Source organism: Hymenobacter metallilatus, from assembly GCF_003944705.1.
Taxonomy (GTDB): domain Bacteria; phylum Bacteroidota; class Bacteroidia; order Cytophagales; family Hymenobacteraceae; genus Hymenobacter; species Hymenobacter metallilatus.
The window spans coordinates 666,470-685,230 of sequence record NZ_RWIS01000001.1; the positions used below are offsets into that span (position 1 = coordinate 666,470).

Below are 18,761 nucleotides of genomic sequence, written 5' to 3' on the forward strand. Positions count from 1 at the left end.
CAGGGGGCTGGCCAGAGCCGCGTTTCCGGCCCAAACCCGGTTTGCGGCGTTTCAGGGCCTAAAATCAATTCTGAAGATATTCTGTGGAAAAGCCGCGTTTCCGGTAAAATACTCCTTATAGGCCCACCTCAGGCTACCTCTCAAAAGAGGAAGCCGCGTTTCCCGGCTCCTGCACCCGGCAAGCGGCCGCTCACGGGATACTACCCCATGAGCAGCCCTAACCACACCGAGCAACAATTAACACGGGGTCCTTATTAAGCACATCCTACTTACTCGTCCAGGTACTGATGCACAAACTTGATGGCCATGCTGCCCTCGCCCACGGCCGAAGCCACCCGGGCCATGGCCCCGGCCCGACTGTCGCCGGCGGCGAATACCCCGGGCACGCAGGTTTCCAGGAGGTAAGGTTCCCGGCGCGGGTGTTTCCAGGAAGCGGCGTAGCGCGGGTCCGTTACCAGGTCACGGCCGGTCAGCACGAAGCCCTTGCCGTCGCACACAATGGTATTGCACACCCACTCGGTGCTGGGCCGGGCCCCGATGAATACGAACAGCGCCCGGGCCGGATGCCGCTCCAGCTGCCCCTGCCGACGAATCACAACTTCCTCCAGGTGGTCGGCCCCGCACACCTCGGCCACTTCAGTAAACGGCAGCAGTTCAATATTGTCGGTTTGCCCAATCTGCTCAATCAGGTAGGCCGACATGCTGGCCGCCAGGTTTTCGCCCCGAATCAGGATGAACACCCGGCGGGCATACGTGGCCAGGTACATAGCGGCCTGTCCCGCCGAGTTGCCCCCGCCCACAATGTACACGTCCTGCTCCTGGCAGAAGCGGGCCTCGGTGCGGGCCGCCCCATAGTACACGCCGGCCCCGCTCAGCCGGTCGATGCCTGGCACCTCCAGGGTACGGTAACTGACGCCGGTGGTCAGAATAACGGCCCGGGTTTTCACTTCGCTTCCGTCGCTGAGGGTGAGCACTTTGTAGCCTTCCTGCACACATAGGTTGGTTACCTCCTGGGGGGCCAGAATTTCAGCGCCCAGGCGCACGGCCTGGGCCCAGGCCCGGTGGGCCAGCTCGCTGCCGCTCAGCCCCGTAGGGAAGCCCAGGTAGTTTTCGATGCGGGAGCTGGTGCCGGCCTGTCCGCCGGGTGTCTGGCGCTCAATCACCAGGGTTTTAAGGCCTTCAGAGGCCCCATACACGCCCGCCGCCAGCCCGGCCGGGCCGCCCCCAATCACCACCACATCATACAAATCCTGAGAGGCCTGCACCGTGAGGCCGATGCGGGTGGCTACCTCGGTGGGCGTGGGGTTGGGCAGCGTGGTGCCGTCTTCCAGAATAACCACGGGCAGCTGGTGGGAGGTGAGCTGCCGGCGGGCCAGCAGGGCCTGGGCCTCGGCATCCGTCTCGAAATCAAGCCACTGGTAGCCCACCATGTAGCCCGCCAGAAAGTCCTTCAACTCGTGGGAGCGGGGCGACCATTGAAACCCAATGAGGCGCACGCCGCGGTAGGGCGGCTTGTAGGCCGCTTCCCAGGCCGTAAGCAAATCGTGGAGGGTGGGGTAAAGCAGCTGCTGGGGCGGGTCCCAGGGCTTCATCAGGTAGTGGTCGAGGCGGGCCGAGTTGATGGCCCGGATGGCGGCCTCCGTATCGGCGTAGGCCGTAAGCAGCACCCGCTTGGCATCCGGAAACAGCTCCCGGGTGCGCGTGAGCACCTCTACGCCTTCCATATCGGGCATCCGCTGGTCGGCCAGCACCAGGGCCAGGGGCTCGTCCCGGTCGTGCAGCTCCTGCACAATGCTGAGCGCCTCCTGTCCCGAGCCCGCCCGCACTACGCGGTAGTCGCGCCGGAACTCCTGGCGCAGGTCCCGGTCGATGGCGCTAAGCACCTGAACATCATCATCTACGCACAGTAAAACGGGCTTTTTCATGTTGTCAGGAGTAACTACGTAAGGAAGTAACTGAGTAAAAAGCCGTTGAACTTTGCCCAGAGTTTTGGCGCTACTAATGCCCACTGCTGGATTGCGCTAGGTTGCGCTGGCCGGCAACTGAAAGGTGAAGTAAAGAAGAACTGAATAAAGAAGTCGCGGCCTACTTGTTGTGTTGAGGCTCATACGCACCCGCCGAAGCATTACTCAGTTACTCCCTTACTCAGTTACTCATGTATTCACCGGCAGCCACACCCCAAACTCCGTATGGCCGGGCTCCGACTGTACCTCCAGGTGGCCACCGTGCTGCTCCACGATGCGCAGGGCAATATCGAGGCCCAGACCCGTGCCTTCGCCGGCGGGCTTGGTGGTGAAAAAGGGCTCCAGAATGCGAGGCAACACCTCGGGCGGAATACCGGGGCCATTATCGATGATGAATACCCGCACAAACTCCCCCTCGGGGCGGGTACGCACGGTAATTTCCCCACCGGCGGGCAGGGCATCAATGGCGTTGTCGAGCAGGTTGGTCCACACCTGGTTCAGGCTGCTTACCTGCCCACGCACCGGAGGCAGGCCAGGGGCATAGTCTTTCACGAGGCGCAGGTTTTTCTCGCGCAGCGCGAAGCCCAGCATGTTGAGGGTACTTTCCAGCCCGCTGTTCACGTCGAGGGGAGCAAAGTCCTGTCCCCGGTCCATGTGGCTGTAGGTTTTTACGTTGGTTACCAGGGTAGTGATGCGGGAGCCGGCTTCCTGCACGTCGTGCACCAAGTGCAGGCCGGTCAGCTGGCCTTCCAGCCAGGCCAGCGCCGCCGGGCGGGCCTCCGGGGCCCAGGCGGCGAGAGTAGGCGTCAGCTGAGTCAGGCTGAGGCCCGCATCCAGCAGCCCGGCTGCCAGCTGGTAGCCGTCGGGTACCCCCTGCTCTTCCAGCCAGCTGGCCAGTTCGTCTTCGGCGTCGGAGCGGTCCAGGGCTGAGGTGAAGGTGGGCGGGGCCGGGGCGGCGGCCAGGCGGGTCAGCTCGGCCAGGGCTTCGGGGCTGGGACAGTGGCGCACCAGCTCCTGCAGCAGCGCGGGCCGGGCCCGCAGGTTGCCGGCCAGCCGCTCGGCGGCCCGCATAATGGCGGCGGCGGGGTTGTTCAGCTCGTGGGCCAGCCCCGCCGAAAGCTTGCCCAGGGCCCGCAGCTTATCGTCACGCTCCTGGGTGCGGGCCTCCTGCCGGGCCCGGTCGCTCATCAGGCTCACTAGGCGTTGCACCAGCTCGGGACTGGTTTGCTCCAGCTCCGGAAACTCGCGGCGGTGCAGCAGGTACAGCCAGGTTTCGCCCACGGCCACGCTTTCGCCCCGGATAACCCGCAGCCGGGAGTAAGGCAGCACCCCGCTTACCTGGCCCGCCTCCACCCGAAAGGCCGGCTCCCGGTTGCCATTGTGCAGGGAGTAGAACTGCAAGCCTCCGGCCAGTACGGCCATCAGGTACTCGGCCTCGTCGCCGGGGCGGGCCACCACCTGCCCGGGCTCAAAGCAGCGCTGCTCGCCGTGAGCCAGCAGCCAGGCTAGCGTTTCGGGTGGCAGGCCGGCAAAGGTGGGTATCTGGGTAAGGTCGGGAGCTGGCATGGGGTTGGGGGAGGAAATGGTCTTGCGGAAGATTCAGGTAGTAACATACGCAACCACCCGCGTTTTTGAGGTATGTGGGCCCTCGGGAATCTCCATAAAAAGCGCGAAGATCAGAACCCCAAATCAGGTGCGGCAACCCGCCGCCCAAAGTCTGACTCAGCGGCAGATGGTGGTAGTATTGGCGAAGCCAACCGGCGACGACCCGCGAAGGACAATGCATAAAAAAGCCCCAGTGGTCTGCCGCACGCAGCAACCGGCTTAGAACTGGCTGCTGCGTGCGACGGACCACTGGGACACCAGGCAGGCCCTGCGGTGGGCCGGTTGGCGGTTACTGGCCCGATGCTGGGGCTGCCGGGGCCGCCGGAGCCTCGTTGCACTGGTCGGGCTTCAGGTTGGCGTTCTTGTTTTTATAGGTCGACTCAGTGACTTCCGTAAACACGAGCGTATTGGTCATGAAACGTGTTTTCATGTCGCCCTGGATATAGTATACTTTGCCGGCCTCCAAGTTGATGTCGAATTTTTCTTTGTCGGGCAGATTAAGGCCTCCCGCCACCGACGTAAACGATGTCTGCCCGGGCTTAATTTTGGCTACGAAGTAGCGCTTGTTGCTAAGCCGGCATAACTCAGCTCCGTTGGCCCGCACCGTAAAGTTAAGCGCGGCCCCCATGTACATCGGCGGCCGGTAGAACACGACGGTAGCCATGTCGGGTGTGGGGGTGGGTACAGGGCCCTGGGCTTGGGCCGAAGAGGCCGCCAGCAGCAGACCGGCCGGAATAAGTAGTAGGCGCATAAAGCCAGAAAGGGGATAAAGTGAGTAGGAAAAGTCGATGCCGGATTGGCAGCATTTACGTCAAATATAGTGGCTTACTGGTAAGAGCTCACGAGCAGAAAGAGCCCTGCACGCCGGGGGGCATCCGCCGGCCCCCGCCGCCCACCCTTCTTCTCCGAAAAAGCCCTTTCTTGCCAAACTTTTTAGCTCCGCGCTGCATTCTTTAGTTTTCCCTCTTGCTTCTGAACTCATCGGCATGGCCAAAGTCAAAACCCTCTTTTTCTGCCAGAACTGCGGCGCCCAAAGCGCCAAGTGGATCGGCCGCTGCCCCAGCTGCGGCGAGTGGAACACGTACGTGGAGGAGGTAGTAGAGAAGCCCGACACCAACACCGCCGCCAACGCCTGGAAGGCCTCCACCTCGGTGGGCACTACCACCAAAGCCGCCAAGCCCAAGCCCCTGGGCGACATCCTGTACGAAGAGGAATCCCGCCTGAATACCCACGATGGGGAACTGAACCGGGTACTGGGCGGCGGGCTGGTACCCGGCTCCCTGGTGCTCATTGGGGGCGAACCGGGTATTGGCAAAAGCACTCTGATGCTCCAAATTGCCATGCAGCTCAACGGGTTGCGCATTCTGTATGTGAGCGGGGAAGAGAGTGAGCAGCAGATTAAGATGCGGGCTGAGCGCCTGGGCCGCCAGCACCCCGGCCTTTACATTCTCACTGAAACCAATACCCAGAACATTTTCCGCCAGATCGACCAGCTCCAGCCCAACGTGGTGGTGGTCGACTCCATCCAGACGCTGCACAGCACGCTGGTAGAAAGCGGAGCCGGCTCGGTAAGCCAGGTGCGTGAGTGTACCACCGAGCTGCTGAAATACGCCAAGGATACCGGGGTGCCCGTGCTGCTCATTGGCCACATTACCAAAGACGGCTCCATTGCCGGCCCCAAAATTCTGGAGCACATGGTGGATACCGTGCTGCAGTTTGAGGGCGACCGGCACCTGACCTACCGCATCCTGCGCACCGTGAAAAACCGCTTCGGCTCCACCTCCGAGCTGGGCATTTACGAGATGCAGGGCGCGGGACTGCGGCAGGTGAGCAACCCCTCCGAAATCCTGCTCAGCCAGCGTACCGAAAGCCTGAGCGGCATGGCCATTGGGGCCACGCTGGAGGGCAACCGTCCCCTGCTGGTGGAGGTGCAGGCCCTTGTAACGCCCTCCACCTACGGCACGCCTCAGCGCTCCGCCACCGGCTTTGATGCCAAGCGCCTGCAAATGCTGCTGGCGGTGCTGGAAAAGCGCAGCGGCCTGCGCCTGGGCCAGCATGATGTGTTTCTGAACATTGCCGGTGGCCTGCGCCTGGAAGACCCTGCGTTGGATTTAGCCGTGTGCGCCGCCGTGGTCAGCTCCCTGAATGATGTGCCCATCCGCAACGAAATCTGCCTGGCCGCAGAAGTGGGCTTAAGTGGTGAGATACGGGCCGTTAGCCGCCTGGATCAGCGCCTGAGCGAGGCCGAAAAGCTGGGATTTGCGGAAATGTACATTTCGCAGTTCAACGCCAAAGGCTTGGACCTGGCCCGGTATGGTATCCGGGTACATCCTTCGGGCCGTCTGGATGAGGTTCTGACCGGCTTGTTCGGGTAGCTGACCTGATGCAGGGTAAGTTAACTGCAAGAGCCGATTGGCCTTGTCACTTGGTTAAATCCTGTTTTTTACCTGAGTGATACCGTTGCTTTTCACCCCATTGTTCAAAACTTTGGTATCGGTCAGTGAGTTACGAAAAAAGTAACCTGCCGGATTGGACTTTCTGGTCGGTTCTCTCGTATCTTCGGAGGAGGAATTGACTTTTACCGCGAATCATCTGACACCGTTCTGCAAAAACCGCCCCACGGCCAAGCAGGGTCCGATTCCTTACTCCGCAACCGCTACCAACCAATGGCCTATAGATCTACTCTCACTGCTGCCCTGATCTGGGCCGGGTTGCTGGCCGCCCCGCTATTGGGGCAGGCCCAAGGAACCGTCATTCTCACCGGGAAAGTGAGTGGCCGCACCGCCGACACAGTGGCCGTATCGGTGCGCGAGAACCCCTTGGATATTAAAGAGCAGATTACCTACGCCCGCCTCGACAGCAAGGGCGAGTTCCGGCTGGCCCTCACGGTAAATGGCCCCACCCGCGCCGACCTGGTATACGGCGACGATGTGACGGATATGTTTCTGGAGCCGGGCAACCAGCTGGAAGTTCGATTTAAAGGTAACGACCTGGCATCTTCCGTGCGCTACAAAGGCAAAGGAGCGGAAGCCAATACCTTCATGTCCGAAATGGACGATAAGTTTGTGGAGAATGATGGCTTTCAGGTGCTCCCTGACAACATTATGCTCTACGAGTCGCCGTTTCTCTCCTTTCTGGACTACCGCCGCAAAGAGGAAAACAAATTTCTGGAGGAGGGAGGCGAGGGCCTGACTCAGGCGTTCAAAAACTACATCAAGGCCGAAATTGACTACAGCTACGCCAACGACCGGCTCACCTTTCAGGACCTACGCGAGCAGGTAGTAGCCACCGAGGGCCGCCTGAAAATGACGCCCAGCTACTACAGCTTTCTGGAAGATAAAAGCCTGATAAACAACCCAACGGCTGTGCAGAGCGAGATGTACCAGGAGTTTCTGCTCAACTACATTCACTACCTGGCCCTAACCAGCGGCAAACAGCGCTCCGACCCCGATTTTTACCAGGTCTGCTACGACATGGCCAAGAAGCAGCTGACTGGTCCGGCGCAGCCCATCATTATGGGACGGGTATTGAAGGAGTCGTTCCGGTTTGGGCATGTGAAGCAGTCGGCAGCTATGCTGGAAGATTTCCGGTCGGTGGATGGCAAAAATGAGTTCTACCCCCTGCTGAAACAGGATTTCGATACGCACAAAGCCTTTGCCATTGGCTCGCCGGCCCCTGATTTCCGGCTGGTGTCCTCCACCGGCGACACCGTGAGCCTCAAGCAGTTTGCGGGCAAACTAGTGTACGTGAACTTCTGGCGCACCACCAGCGGCCTGGCCCTGCGCGACCTGCCCTACGAAACAGAGCTGGCCAAAAAATTTGAGGGCAAGAACATCGTGTTTCTGAACATTGCCCTCGACGAAAACGAAGGCGCCTGGAAGCAGCTGGTTATCAGCAAGAAGCTGCCCGGTGTGCACGTGCGTACTGCCGGTGGTATGCGCTCCGCCGTGGCCCGGGCCTATGCCATTCAGGATGTGCCCAGCTACTTCCTGCTGGCCGAAGATGGCACCTTCCTCAACACCAAGCCCAAGCGCCTAAGCAGCCGCGCCGCCGTGGACGAAATCAAGGAGTCGTTTGGTAAGGCCAATACCTACAGCAGCACGCTGCCGGGGCGGTAACACCTCCTACCTGCCTGGCCGCGCCCCGGCTCCGATGTCCCGCTTTCCGCAGGCGGTATCGGGGCCGGGGCGCTACCTTTGGCGGCATACTGCTACATTCCCTCCCCGAGATTATGCGCATTGTGGTAACGGGTTCCAGCGGCCGGATCGGTCAGGAAATTGTGCGCCAGCTGCAGCCCACCCACCAGGTAACCGGCCTCGATATCCGCCCCGGCCCCACCACCCACGTTTGCGGCAACCTGACCGATCAGGCCCTGGTGACGCGGCTGCTGACCGGGACCGAGGCCGTTATTCACACGGCCGCCCTGCACGCGCCCCACATTGATAAGTACAGCAAGTCAGATTTCGTGGAGGTGAACGTTAGGGGCACGCTGCACCTGCTGGAAGCTGCCGTGACGCAAGGCGTGCAGCGGTTGGTGCTCACCAGCTCCACCTCCGTGTACGGGCACGCCCTGGAAACGCCCGGCGCGGCCACCTGGGTGACGGAGGAGCTGACGCCCCGCCCCCGCGACATTTACGACATTACCAAGCTGGCGGCCGAGGAGCTGTGCCGGCATTTTGCGGCCACCACCCACCTCCAGACCCGGGTGCTGCGCACTTCGCGCTTTTGGGAAGAGCCCTGGCCCGACCGGGCCGTGTACCGCCTGTACCGGGGCCTGGACGTGCGCGACGCGGCTCGGGCCCATGTGCTGGCCGTGGAAAATGGACAGCTGGCATTCGGGCTGTATAACATTTCGGCCCGGCCCGACTTTGTAGCCCCGGAAGCTGCCGAGCTGTACACCAACGCGGCGGCCGTGGTAGCCCGGCATTACCCCCAGGCCGCGGCCGTGTTTGCCCGCCGCAGCTGGCCGTTACCCAGCTGCATCGACCGGGTGTACTGTATTGATAAAGCCCAGGCGGAACTCCATTACCAGCCAGAATACAACTTCGCCGAGCTGCTGGCGACGCTGTAAGCTTCTTCCTTTTCGACAGAGCAAGTGCTGCTTCGAAAAAGCCGTACCTGGCCGCTTGCACAACTCCCTCTGTTCCAGCACTACTGTTCGCCGTAGTCTGTGCCGAAGTATAACATTGCGTTTGTGCGGCGGAGCGCGTAGCTTGGCCGCACCACTCTGCTATTTCCTATTGCTATAGTCCCCTGCACTGGCAGGCTGATTCCATCCTTCCACTTTTTATCCCGTTTCGCTAATGAAACTCATCCGTTCACCGCTCTACTTGGCGCTGGCCCTGCTTACGCAGTGTAGCAGCTGCAAGGACCACGACCCCAGCCCGGAGCAGCAGCTGCCCCCCGCCACCCAGACCGGGGCCAACACCTTCGGCTGCCTCATCAACGGCCAAGCCTACCTGCCGGCCGGCTATGACGGTACTAGTAACTATGCCGTGCTCTACGACCCGGGATATAATGGGGGAACTCTTGATATCCGAACATATAACGCAGCTGGCAATAACGACCAATATCTATCTGTGAGTAGTGATGGAGTTAATCAGGTGCGTACTTATTCAATGAACGGCTCTTCCTCCTCTGTGGGATTTTATTTCAGAGATGCTGCCCACTCCACGTCTTGCGCACTAATTAACACCAGTGACAACAGTATTTATCGCAAAGGCTCGCTGACGATAACGCGCCTGGATTTGCAAGCCGGCATTATTTCGGGCACGTTCGAAGCGAAGTTGGCTAAGCCCGGCTGCGACACCGTGCGCATTACGCAGGGCCGCTTCGACAAGAAGTTATAGTCCAGCTTTCTACACTCTCCCATTCCATGCGACATCTTATCCTCTGTTTGTTGCGTAGGGGCTCCTGAACTGGCTATGCTGGCAGGCCCCTCTTCGCTGGATGGGTGCGACACCGCTCCGCAACCGTATAGTATTCAGAACTACGACCCGGCCTTCACCTATACGGTTACCTCCAGCGGCTCGGTCCGGCACCTGTTCGATGCCACTACGGGTGAGCTGTCGGTGCGCACTAACGGCCGCACCACCGGTCCGGGCCAGCTAACGGTGCGGGCCGCCAACAGCTGCGGCAGCAGCAGCCGCACAGTTTCTATCTCCGTTTCGGCCTGCACCACCTACCGCTACACCGTGTACCCCAACCCGGCTCAGGAAGAGGTAACCGTGGCGGACGAGCCGACGGCCGCCCGCTCCGTCTCCGCCTCGGCTACGACAGCCAGTCATGGCACGACCCCCGAGTTTGAGGTTACGCTCTACAATGGGCAGGGCCAGCCCGTACACCAGGGTCGCAGCCAGGGCCGTCGGTTCCGCCTGAGCCTGCACCAGTTCCCGGCCGGACTGTACCAACTGCATGTAGGCCAGGGCACACAAGTAGAACGCCATACGCTACAGGTTACGCATTGATAAGTTTAGTTTTCATCGTTAGAGCCCTGCTTTAGCTACCAGTAAAACGGTAAACTGAAGCAGGGCCTTGCTGTTGTAGGCACTACCAGTTCCTACCGCCGTACCTTTAGCCACCACATGGCCACTATCCTCACCGACGCACTTAACTTCCTGTCGAAAGCTACGCCCGGCCGCCTCTGGAACGGGGCGCAGGTGGTGGGTGGCTATGCCCTGAGTAAGCTCACGGGCAAGGCCCGGCACTGGGGGCTGCCGGTGGCCCTGAGCTTCGAGCCTACTACCAGCTGCAACCTGCGCTGCCCCGAGTGTCCCAGCGGCCTCCGCTCCTTCACGCGGCCCACCGGTATGCTGCCTGATGCACTGTTCAAAAAAACCATCGACGAAGTAGCCTCCCGGCTTTGGTACCTGATTTTCTATTTTCAGGGCGAGCCGTATCTGCACCCCAATTTCCTGGACATGGTGCAGTACGCTTCCGGCAAGGGTATTTACACGGCCACCAGCACCAACGCCCACTACCTTACCGATGCCAATGCCCGCCGCACCGTGGAAAGCGGGCTGGACCGGCTGATTATTTCCCTGGATGGCACTACCCAGGAGGTATACCAGCAGTATCGGGTGGGTGGCAAGCTGGACAAAGTGCTGGAAGGCACCCGTAACCTGTTGAAGTGGCGGCGGGAGCTCAAAAGCCAGACCCCGCGGGTGGTGTTCCAGTTCTTGGTAGTGCGCCCCAACGAGCACCAGATTGCCGAGGCCCAGGCGCTGGCCCGGGAGCTGGGCGTGGACGACGTGTGGTTTAAAACGGCCCAGATTTACGATTATCACAACGGCAGCCCCCTCATACCTACCATCGACTATTACTCGCGCTACGAAAACAACCCGGACGGCACCTGGAGCATCAAAAACCGCCTGCTCAACCACTGCTGGAAGATGTGGCACAGCTGCGTAATCACCTGGGATGGGCTGGTGGTTCCCTGCTGCTTCGATAAGGATGCCGAATACCGCCTCGGCGACCTGCAAACCCAAACCTTCCGCCAGCTCTGGCACGGGGCCAAATACCGCAACTTCCGCAGCGCCCTGCTCAAAGGCCGCGACCAGATAGACATGTGCCGCAACTGCACCGAAGGCACCAAGGTGTGGGGGTAGCAGTGAATTTGTAAAGTGGTGAAATGGTGAATGAGCCAGACCACTTATCTTAACCGCTACCTCACCGCTTGCTACTCGTTATCCTATGTTTTCGGCTACGCGCATCACGACCATCCGCAAAAGCAAAGGCTTGTCGCAGGAAGTGCTGGCCGAGCAGTCGGGGGTGAGCCTGCGTACCATTCAGCGGGTGGAGCAGGGCGAAACTGAGCCGCGCGGCTACACCCTGCAGGCTCTGGCCCAGGCCTTGGATGTGCCGCTGGAAGCGTTCCGGATACAGCCGGAGCCGGCCGCCCCCACTCCACCCGCGCCCCCGCTCCCGGCCCCAGCCGCCCTCCCCTCCGACCCCGATTTTCTGCAGCTGCTGAACCTGAGTGCCCTGAGCTTTCTGGTACTGCCCCTGCTGAACATTCTGGTGCCGTGGTGGCTGTGGCGGGCCCGGCGCCACCGCACGGCGCACGTAGCGGAGGTGGGCCGCCGGGTACTGGGCTTCCAGATTTTGTGGCAGGTGGGCAGCTTCTTCGCCTTCATGCTAGTGGTAGTAGTACAGCTGCTGATGGCTGGTTCGCACCGCCTGTTTTTTCCGGGTATTTACCTCGCCCTGGTGGTGCTCACCTACGGTTTTAACGTGGCCATGGTAGCGTACTATGCCATGCAGCTGCGCAAGGGCAACCTGGCTATCTACCCAACCCGACTATAAACCACAGCATCATAAATCCTTTATCTACAGATAATTAGGTGTAATGACGGGGAAATGACGGAGAAATGGCGCAGGGCCGAGTGGTGGTATGCCTCACTTTTGGTGACATCAACTACCTGGCCCTGCCCTGTTATGAAAATCCTCTTTAAAGTTCTCCTGGCCGTTGTTGTACTTCTGGTGCTGAGCGGTATTGGCGGCTACTTCTACGCTCGGCGGGCGTTTGCGCCCCCGGCCAACCAGCTCACCATTACGGGCCTGCCAGCGGCTACCCCATTTACCTGGCTTGGCGATACAGCCGTTACCCCAGCCCGGCCCCACGCCGTACTGCTGGTGCCAGTCCGGCTGGCCGGCTGCCCCCGCACCTGCTATCTGCAGTTTGATACCGGGGCTCCGTATACTTTGTTCTACGCCAATCCGCTGGCGGCGCTGCGGGCAGCTTATCCGGCCACCCAAAATGCCCTACTGCCCCAGCACGATACGCTCCGGGCCGTACGGTTCGGGTTGGGCAACGCGCAGGTAGCAGTAGCCAAAGCGCCGGTGCTGCGTTACGGTGCCGCCACCCTGCCGGCTGACAGTACTGCTCCGTTTATCATCGGCTCGTTGGGGGCCGATGTGCTGGTGAAACAGGCGTTGGCTATCGACTTTCCCCGGCAGCGCTTTAGCCTGTACTCCCGGTTGCCCGACAGCCTGACACAGCGGGCCCAGTTTACGCGGCTCAGTTTCGATAACCGCCGGGTGCTGGTGCAGGCTACCGTGCAGCAGGATCAGCAGAACTACCTCTTCGACTCGGGCAGCAGTGCGTTTTCTCTGCTTACCAACCAGGCCAAATGGCAGCAGCTGGCTACACCGGCTGCTACACCCAGCGTATCGGGCGTAAACTCCTGGGGCAAAACCCTCAGGGCCCATACGGTAGCCTCAGCGGCCACTTTGCGCATTGGCACGCAGGCGCTGCCGCTCCGCTCCGTTACGTACATCGAAAACGTGAGCTTCTGGCAGCGGGTCCTGATGCAGATTTCGGGTATGGGCGGGATGCTGGGCAATGAGGCCTTCACGCGGCACACGGTATTGCTCGATACTCAGGGAGGCCGTTTTGGGGTGGTGCAATAGCCTCTCAATTCTCCCAAAGACAAAAATGCGCTCCGAACGAATTCGGAGCGCATTTTTTATTAAGTAGGCCCGGAGGACTACCGGTGCTTCTTGTCGAGGTTTTTTCCCAGGTCTTCTACTTGCTTGAGAAAGTCCAGCGCGTCGGTGTCGCCGTAGGTGCCGTAAGCGGAGGAAATGGTACCCCGTACGCCATCAGTGGTTTCCAGGGCATACAAGATGGACATATCATCCGGGTTACTCTCTCCCTCGAAGCGGTAAAAATCCACAATGGTTACCTCGTTGGGTCCGTAACTTTTGTCCCGGTCGGTATCCAGGGTATGCAAGCGGCCATCCGTCACGCGGAAGTCGGCCGTGAAGCCCTCTTTATTCAGTTTGCGCTCCACATTTACAAGAGTGCGTTCTTCTTCTTTGTCCTGCATGGCGAGGGGTGTTTTAGGGAATAGGAAGGAATGCGGTCCGGAAGGATGATACGGTAGCCACGAAAAGCCCCCGTGCCGGGCTATACGTAGCCGGTACGGGGGCGGGTTATATCCGGAGGCAAGAATATTGCGCCGTTAGGCTTTGGCACCTTCACGAGCCTCAGCCAACTCAATGGTGCGCTGCAGGCGGTCAACATCAATAACGGAGCAGGCCCCACCGCAGCCTTTAGCACAGGCCGCCTGATCTTTGGAAAACCAGGCCCGCCAGAAAATCCGGCCTACATACCAGACCGCGCCGGCAAACAACAGGGCAATGATGAGATACTGTATCCACATGATGCTCACAAAACTACGACGGAGCCCGGAAAGTTTACTGGCGGGGCATCCTAACTCCTTCACTGTCATCCTGAGCGCAGCGAAGGACCTTATTACATTTGAGTAGTTCGTTCTGGTATGATAAGGTCCTTCGCGCTGCTCAGGATGACAGCTTTTTTCTATTCGGCTTCGTTCCAGAACTCCCGAATGGTAGCCTGCATTTCCTGGTGTACCAGGCCGTTGCTGGCCACCACCTGCCGGCCCGAGAGCGGGTCGCCGTCCTGCAGGAACTCCGTTACCCGCCCCCCGGCCTCGCGCACCAGCAGGATGCCGGCGGCCACGTCGTAGGAGTTGAGGTTGAACTCGAAGAAGCCCTCGAAGCGGCCAGCGGCTACGTAAGCCAGGTCGGCGGCGGCGGAGCCTACGCGGCGCACCCCGTGGGAGCGGCGCATGAAGGAGCCCAGCACCTGTAGGTAGTCATCCATCAGCTCGAACTTGGTGTAGGGGAAGCCGGTGGCAATGAGGCTGTTGTTCAGATCAGGCACATCGGAAACGTGGATGGGCAGCTCATTGCAGAACGCCCCGGCTCCTTTAGCGGCCCGGAAACACTCGTCGCGCACCACCTCGTACACCACGCCGGCCACCAGCTCCTGGCCCTTCACCAGGCCCACGCTCACGCAGTATACCGGTAGGCCGTGCACAAAGTTGGTGGTGCCATCCAGGGGGTCGATAATCCAGTTGTACTCCTCGGCCCGGTCGGCGCCTTCCGTGCCTTCTTCGGTGATAAAGCCGGCCTCGGGCAGCACCTCGCGCAGGCCGGCTACCAGCAGCTTCTCGGTTTCCTTGTCCACGTACGACACCAGGTCGTGCACGCCCTTTAGCTCAATGTGGCTGCGGTTGAAGGTGGCCGCCTCCTGGCGAATAAACTGGCCCGCGTGGCGCGTTACGGCTGCCAGTTGAAAGCTGAGTTGATTGTAGTCCATGCAATTATTCGTGTTGATTCATGCTGACCGAAGTCGAAGCAGAACATTCTAAGCCATTTCAGGCTGTTTGGTTTGTCTTTGTAATACGGCTCGTACCGCAGTGAGTAGTAACAGCAGCACCGCCAGCATCTGGCAGGCGGGGCCGAGCAGTTCGCCGTACTTCACGTAAAATGTTTGCTCAGTGTTCAGATGCACGGTGGCGCGGCTTACGGCCGGCACCCACCAGCCGGTTTGCTGGGTAATTTCGCCCTTCTGATTGATAAAGCCCGAAATGCCGGTGTTGGCCGAGCGGGCCACGTCGCGGCGGGTTTCGATGGCGCGCAGGGTAGCGTACTGCAGGTGCTGCAGGTGCCCCGGCGAATCGCTCCACCACCCGTCGTTGGTGATGATGCCGATGAGCGTAGCCCCGTTCTGCGCGTACTGGTTCACGAAGTCGCCGTACACTGATTCGTAGCAGATGACGGGGGCTACTTTGAGGGCGGGCGTGGCGGTTTGGTACACCGTGCGCTCATCCTGGGAGCCCAGGCCACCGGCCGTGCCGCCCAAATCAATTACAAACATGCTCAGCCAGGGTGGCACGCCCTCCACGCCTGGCACCAGCCGACTTTTGTGGTAAAACTGCCCCGGCCCCGGCAGATGCACGGCCGCGTTGAAGATGTCGTAGTACCCCAAATCCTCACGGAAGCGGGCGGTAGGGCTGGCCTTGGCTTTGTCGGGGCCATACTGCTGCACGGAGGTCAGGCCAGTGATGAGGTCGAGGCCGGGGTGCTGGGCCAGCCAGCTGCGCAGGCGCTGCACTTTGGGGTAGCCGTTGAAGGTGGCCTCGAAGTAGGTTTCGTCGAGACTGGTTTCGGGCCAGAGCACCAGCTTGGTGCTGGGCGTAAGGCTCTGCTCGGTAAGAGTGAGCAGGCGGGTCAGCTGCTCATCATAGGATACGAAACGGGAGCCGCCCTCAAACTTCTCGTTGTAGGGGTCGATGTTGGGCTGCACGGCCAGCACTTCCACGGCCTCGCCTTTTTCCTGGTAGCTGCTTCCGATGTAGTAGGATAACCCAATGGGCAGGATAATGGATAGGAGGCAGAGAATTAAAAATGAAGAATTAAAAATTAAAAATGGTCGGCTTTCTGAGTTTTCGATAGTCTGATTTTCAATTTTTGATTTTTCATTTCTAATTGAAAAAAACGCCAGCAAATTCACCACCCACATCCAGAGGGAGCCGCCCAGAAAACCGGTGTACTCGTACCACTGCACCCACTGGTTGGCCTGGGCGAAACCGTTGCCCAGCGTCAGCCAGGGCCAGGTAAGGAACCAGTGCAGGTGCAGCTGCTCGAAGGCAATCCAGAACACAGGCAGGGAGGCATAGCCCAGCCTGGGCCCGAAGTGCTTTTTGGTCAGGCGAAAGGCCGTAAGGGGCAAACTCATGAGGGCAGCGTTGGCCACCACGGCCGTAATGCCACCCCACAACGTGCTGTAGCTCACCCAGTAAGTAGCAAACAGGTTCCAGAGCAGCAGCAGCAGGTAGCTGTAGCGCCACACCTTCCAGCCGCTGGCCCCGCGTTGGGTGAGCAGCTGCTCCAGCTTGAGGTAGGGCACCCAGGCCACCAGCAGTACCGTCGCCAGCGCGGCCGGATGCACCGGCCAGCCCAGCCACAGCAAAAAGCCCCCCAGCAGCGCCAGCATGGTAGGCAGCCAAAACGCTGGGGTAGTGGCCGCGGGCGTGGTGGCAGGGGCGGCGGCGCGGGTAGCGTTATTCGGCACGGTCATCGTTTTTGTATCGGTCTTCTTTGGCGGCGCGCTCCTCTTTGCGGCCCTGCACCACCAGCACAATTTCGCCTTTGATGGCGGAGCGGGCGGCAAAACTGGCGGCCAGCTCCGCCAGGGGCGCCGTTACGGTTTCCTCAAACAGCTTGGTCAGCTCCCGGCTCACGGAAGCGGGTCGCTTGGGGCCCAGTACCTCGGCCAACTGCTCCAGCGTTTTTACAATGCGGTGCGGCGACTCGTAGAAAATCATGGTGCGGTGCTCCTGGGCCAGCTCCTGCAGGCGCGTCTGGCGGCCCTTTTTCACCGGCAGAAACCCCTCAAACGTGAACCGCTCGGCCCCAAACCCCGATTTCAGCAAAGCCGGCACAAAGGCCGTGGCTCCCGGCAAACATTCCACCTTGAGGCCCCGCGCCAGGCACTCCCGCACCAACAGAAACCCGGGGTCGGAAATTCCGGGGGTGCCGGCATCCGATACCAGGGCCATGGTTTCGCCTTTCTCCAGGCGCTCCAGCAGGCGCTGTACCTGCTGGTGCTCGTTGTGCAGGTGGTAGCTGAGCATGGGCTTCTTTAGGCCCAGGTGCTGCAGCAGCCGGCCGCTGGTACGGGTGTCCTCGGCCAGCACAGTATCCACCTCACCCAGCACCCGAATGGCCCGCAGGGTAATATCCTCCAGGTTGCCAATGGGCGTGGGCACCAGATAGAGCAACGTTTTTTCTTGGGGTTCAGCCATACCGGCAAAGGTAGTTGAAGGGAGTTGCTAGTTTCTAGTTGCTAGTTGCTGGTTGCTAGTTGTCTGGATGCACATGCCAACCAGTTATCAACAACTAGAAACCAGCAACTAGAAACCAGCAACTAGAAACCAGCAATTTCCTCCCCGCCATAGTCAGCGGCCAGTTGGTCGATGGCGGCGGCTAGCTTATGGTCTTTGTCGGTTACGCGGTTGCCGGCGTCGTGGGTACGCAGGCGGAAGCTGACTACGTTGTACTCGTTACTCCACCACGGGTGGTGCTCCTGGTACTCGGCTTCCTCGGCCACGTCGCTCATAAAGCTGAAGGCCATTTTGAAATCAGAGAAGCGGAAGGTGCGGGTGAGGGCGTTGTCGGTTTCGGTCCACATAGGCGGAAATTATAGGTTACTGCGCACTTCCATCAGGGCAAAGCCCAGCAGGTTCAGGCCGGGCCACTCGGCGGGATTAGTGGCCTGGGGGTGGTCCTGGGCCAGACCTATTCCCCAGATGGCATCAACCGGACTGGCTTCTACCAGTACCCGGGTGCCGGTACCCAGCAAAAACTGCCGCAGCGCCGGGTGCTGGCTGAATTTGGCTTTATTGCCGCGCCCCACAATGTCAAACCGGGCGGCATTCCACCTGGCTTCTTCAAACCTCTGTACCTTACGGCCCAGCCGTTTAGCTACGTCTGGGTGCGGGGCCTGCATAATAGCCTGGCGGGTAGCTTCATCCTGAAACAGCCGGGCCTTCTCGGCCATCATGTAGTGCTCAGTGGTAGCGTAAGTGTCGCCATCGAGCGTAAACGGGGCAGGGTACCACTGGCTGAACACCTCTTTGCCAATACCTCCTTTACTGGTGTGCCCCCAGAAAAACAGATACTTCACCAATTCACCCGCCTGCAGGTAATGCAACAGGCTGTCAACGGAGCGAACGGCATTTAAAGCATTGATTGACATTCTTCTGCAACAGAATATTTGAGTAGGATGTGGGCAAAGCTAAACCCAAATCCGGGAACCGCAGTACACTTACCTTACACGCTCTGCCCACCTCAACACCTCTTTTACCATGGCTATTGACCCCAACGACCGTCCCGTGCGCGTCATCAACGACGATACAACTGAGCAGGAAATGGCAGCCGGCCATATCACGCCCGGCGGCGACCCACCCAAGAACGAAGCGGCCCGCGGCGGCTTCGGCAACCGGGAAGGCAAGGAGGGCTACGGCACCGACAGCGGCAGTGGTATTTCGGCCGTATCGGTAAACGAAGACGCCGACAAAGCCGAGCACCCCGCCGATAATATGCGCACCTCCGAGGAAGGCCGCCCCGACCGTCCCAACCAGGATATGCCCGCCGACGATGACCGGGACCTGGAAGCCCGCCGCCCCGTGGACGAGCTGGACCTGGACGATGACCGCCCCGGCCGCGACGAGATGCAAAACCCCGATTCCCGCGTGGGGATGGGCCAGATGGAGCCCCGTACCGGCACCAACGCCGACCTAGCCCGCCAGGGTACCAACGCCGACCTCACTGACCCCGACGCTTCTGATACGGCCATTGTGCAGTAGCAGCCCCGCT

Annotated in this window: 19 protein-coding genes; 9 read left to right on the forward strand and 10 right to left on the reverse strand. The window is 60.3% G+C overall.

Features of this window, described 5'->3' with window-relative positions; genetic code table 11:
- Positions 1-269: 269 nt before the first annotated feature.
- The 3 genes from EI290_RS02670 to EI290_RS02680 all read right to left on the reverse strand — a co-directional run bounded on the left by EI290_RS02670 (position 270) and on the right by EI290_RS02680 (position 4,320).
- Positions 270-1,925 (reverse strand): FAD-dependent oxidoreductase, encoded by a 1,656-nt coding sequence (locus EI290_RS02670; RefSeq protein ID WP_125426446.1) that lies wholly within the window; start codon positions 1,923-1,925, stop codon positions 270-272.
- Between the two features lie 228 nt (positions 1,926-2,153).
- Positions 2,154-3,530, reverse strand: coding sequence for a sensor histidine kinase (locus EI290_RS02675; RefSeq protein WP_125426448.1), 1,377 nt, complete (start codon positions 3,528-3,530; stop codon positions 2,154-2,156).
- Positions 3,531-3,858: 328 nt separating this feature from the next.
- Positions 3,859-4,320 carry a DUF2846 domain-containing protein gene (locus EI290_RS02680; protein ID WP_125426450.1) on the reverse strand — a complete coding sequence of 154 codons (462 nt, stop codon included), beginning with the start codon at positions 4,318-4,320 and terminating at the stop codon, positions 3,859-3,861.
- A gap of 235 nt (positions 4,321-4,555) precedes the next feature.
- On the opposite strand from EI290_RS02680, the gene radA reads away from it, so the two are divergent.
- From radA to EI290_RS02720, 8 genes are all read left to right on the forward strand, one after another.
- Entirely contained in the window at positions 4,556-5,944 is a 1,389-nt protein-coding gene (gene radA, locus EI290_RS02685) for a DNA repair protein RadA (RefSeq protein WP_125426451.1), read from the forward strand.
- A 291-nt stretch (positions 5,945-6,235) separates the two neighbouring features.
- Positions 6,236-7,687: a TlpA family protein disulfide reductase gene (locus EI290_RS02690; RefSeq protein WP_125426453.1), complete on the forward strand. Its 1,452-nt coding sequence runs from the start codon at positions 6,236-6,238 to the stop codon at positions 7,685-7,687.
- A gap of 113 nt (positions 7,688-7,800) precedes the next feature.
- Complete coding sequence (locus EI290_RS02695) at positions 7,801-8,640, forward strand: NAD-dependent epimerase/dehydratase family protein (protein WP_125426455.1); 840 nt, start codon at positions 7,801-7,803, stop codon at positions 8,638-8,640.
- A 232-nt stretch (positions 8,641-8,872) separates the two neighbouring features.
- Positions 8,873-9,418, forward strand: a complete 546-nt coding sequence (locus EI290_RS02700; RefSeq protein ID WP_125426457.1) for a hypothetical protein — start codon at positions 8,873-8,875, stop codon at positions 9,416-9,418.
- A 75-nt stretch (positions 9,419-9,493) separates the two neighbouring features.
- The gene (locus tag EI290_RS02705) at positions 9,494-10,036 is read left to right on the forward strand and encodes a T9SS type A sorting domain-containing protein (RefSeq protein WP_125426459.1); all 543 of its coding nucleotides are present in this window, start codon (positions 9,494-9,496) and stop codon (positions 10,034-10,036) included.
- A 117-nt stretch (positions 10,037-10,153) separates the two neighbouring features.
- The gene (locus EI290_RS02710) at positions 10,154-11,176 is read left to right on the forward strand and encodes an SPASM domain-containing protein (protein WP_125426461.1); all 1,023 of its coding nucleotides are present in this window, start codon (positions 10,154-10,156) and stop codon (positions 11,174-11,176) included.
- A gap of 85 nt (positions 11,177-11,261) precedes the next feature.
- A complete protein-coding gene (locus tag EI290_RS22325) occupies positions 11,262-11,873 on the forward strand; it encodes a helix-turn-helix domain-containing protein (protein ID WP_185816817.1) in 612 nt (203 codons plus the stop codon).
- Positions 11,874-12,005: 132 nt separating this feature from the next.
- Complete coding sequence (locus EI290_RS02720) at positions 12,006-12,980, forward strand: hypothetical protein (RefSeq protein ID WP_125426463.1); 975 nt, start codon at positions 12,006-12,008, stop codon at positions 12,978-12,980.
- Between the two features lie 77 nt (positions 12,981-13,057).
- Here the strand turns inward: EI290_RS02720 and EI290_RS02725 are convergent, their stop codons facing one another.
- The 7 genes from EI290_RS02725 to EI290_RS02755 form a co-directional block, all read right to left on the reverse strand.
- On the reverse strand, positions 13,058-13,363 hold the full coding sequence (locus EI290_RS02725; RefSeq protein ID WP_246008829.1) for a hypothetical protein: 306 nt from the start codon (positions 13,361-13,363) through the stop codon (positions 13,058-13,060).
- Positions 13,364-13,534: 171 nt separating this feature from the next.
- Complete coding sequence (locus tag EI290_RS22330) at positions 13,535-13,735, reverse strand: FeoB-associated Cys-rich membrane protein (RefSeq protein ID WP_185816818.1); 201 nt, start codon at positions 13,733-13,735, stop codon at positions 13,535-13,537.
- A gap of 158 nt (positions 13,736-13,893) precedes the next feature.
- A complete protein-coding gene (locus EI290_RS02735; protein WP_125426467.1) occupies positions 13,894-14,697 on the reverse strand; it encodes an inositol monophosphatase family protein in 804 nt (267 codons plus the stop codon).
- Positions 14,698-14,745: 48 nt separating this feature from the next.
- A complete protein-coding gene (gene lnt, locus EI290_RS02740; RefSeq protein ID WP_125426469.1) occupies positions 14,746-16,461 on the reverse strand; it encodes an apolipoprotein N-acyltransferase in 1,716 nt (571 codons plus the stop codon).
- Complete coding sequence (rsmI, locus tag EI290_RS02745) at positions 16,445-17,188, reverse strand: 16S rRNA (cytidine(1402)-2'-O)-methyltransferase (protein ID WP_125426471.1); 744 nt, start codon at positions 17,186-17,188, stop codon at positions 16,445-16,447. Before rsmI ends, lnt begins: the two co-directional genes overlap by 17 nt.
- A gap of 122 nt (positions 17,189-17,310) precedes the next feature.
- A complete protein-coding gene (locus tag EI290_RS02750; protein WP_125426473.1) occupies positions 17,311-17,574 on the reverse strand; it encodes a 4a-hydroxytetrahydrobiopterin dehydratase in 264 nt (87 codons plus the stop codon).
- A 9-nt stretch (positions 17,575-17,583) separates the two neighbouring features.
- Positions 17,584-18,141 (reverse strand): NADAR family protein, encoded by a 558-nt coding sequence (locus EI290_RS02755; protein ID WP_125426475.1) that lies wholly within the window; start codon positions 18,139-18,141, stop codon positions 17,584-17,586.
- Between the two features lie 109 nt (positions 18,142-18,250).
- Here EI290_RS02755 and EI290_RS02760 point away from each other — a divergent pair, with 109 nt between their 5' ends.
- The gene (locus EI290_RS02760) at positions 18,251-18,751 is read left to right on the forward strand and encodes a hypothetical protein (RefSeq protein WP_125426477.1); all 501 of its coding nucleotides are present in this window, start codon (positions 18,251-18,253) and stop codon (positions 18,749-18,751) included.
- The last annotated feature ends 10 nt before the right edge of the window (positions 18,752-18,761 follow it).

What these genes read in the sequence shown, in the direction of transcription:
- radA (WP_125426451.1), top strand. Translation starts at nt 4,556, where the DNA reads ATGGCCAAAGTCAAAACCCTCTTTTTCTGCCAGAACTGCGGCGCCCAA.
- EI290_RS02680 (WP_125426450.1), bottom strand. Translation starts at nt 4,320, where the DNA reads ATGCGCCTACTACTTATTCCGGCCGGTCTGCTGCTGGCGGCCTCTTCG.
- EI290_RS02670 (WP_125426446.1), bottom strand. Translation starts at nt 1,925, where the DNA reads ATGAAAAAGCCCGTTTTACTGTGCGTAGATGATGATGTTCAGGTGCTT.
- EI290_RS02760 (WP_125426477.1), top strand. Translation starts at nt 18,251, where the DNA reads ATGGCTATTGACCCCAACGACCGTCCCGTGCGCGTCATCAACGACGAT.
- EI290_RS02695 (WP_125426455.1), top strand. Translation starts at nt 7,801, where the DNA reads ATGCGCATTGTGGTAACGGGTTCCAGCGGCCGGATCGGTCAGGAAATT.
- EI290_RS02750 (WP_125426473.1), bottom strand. Translation starts at nt 17,574, where the DNA reads ATGTGGACCGAAACCGACAACGCCCTCACCCGCACCTTCCGCTTCTCT.
- EI290_RS22325 (WP_185816817.1), top strand. Translation starts at nt 11,262, where the DNA reads ATGTTTTCGGCTACGCGCATCACGACCATCCGCAAAAGCAAAGGCTTG.
- EI290_RS02675 (WP_125426448.1), bottom strand. Translation starts at nt 3,530, where the DNA reads ATGCCAGCTCCCGACCTTACCCAGATACCCACCTTTGCCGGCCTGCCA.
- rsmI (WP_125426471.1), bottom strand. Translation starts at nt 17,188, where the DNA reads ATGGCTGAACCCCAAGAAAAAACGTTGCTCTATCTGGTGCCCACGCCC.
- EI290_RS02690 (WP_125426453.1), top strand. Translation starts at nt 6,236, where the DNA reads ATGGCCTATAGATCTACTCTCACTGCTGCCCTGATCTGGGCCGGGTTG.
- EI290_RS02755 (WP_125426475.1), bottom strand. Translation starts at nt 18,141, where the DNA reads ATGTCAATCAATGCTTTAAATGCCGTTCGCTCCGTTGACAGCCTGTTG.
- EI290_RS02705 (WP_125426459.1), top strand. Translation starts at nt 9,494, where the DNA reads ATGCTGGCAGGCCCCTCTTCGCTGGATGGGTGCGACACCGCTCCGCAA.
- EI290_RS02710 (WP_125426461.1), top strand. Translation starts at nt 10,154, where the DNA reads ATGGCCACTATCCTCACCGACGCACTTAACTTCCTGTCGAAAGCTACG.
- EI290_RS02720 (WP_125426463.1), top strand. Translation starts at nt 12,006, where the DNA reads ATGAAAATCCTCTTTAAAGTTCTCCTGGCCGTTGTTGTACTTCTGGTG.
- EI290_RS02700 (WP_125426457.1), top strand. Translation starts at nt 8,873, where the DNA reads ATGAAACTCATCCGTTCACCGCTCTACTTGGCGCTGGCCCTGCTTACG.
- EI290_RS02735 (WP_125426467.1), bottom strand. Translation starts at nt 14,697, where the DNA reads ATGGACTACAATCAACTCAGCTTTCAACTGGCAGCCGTAACGCGCCAC.
- EI290_RS22330 (WP_185816818.1), bottom strand. Translation starts at nt 13,735, where the DNA reads ATGTGGATACAGTATCTCATCATTGCCCTGTTGTTTGCCGGCGCGGTC.
- lnt (WP_125426469.1), bottom strand. Translation starts at nt 16,461, where the DNA reads ATGACCGTGCCGAATAACGCTACCCGCGCCGCCGCCCCTGCCACCACG.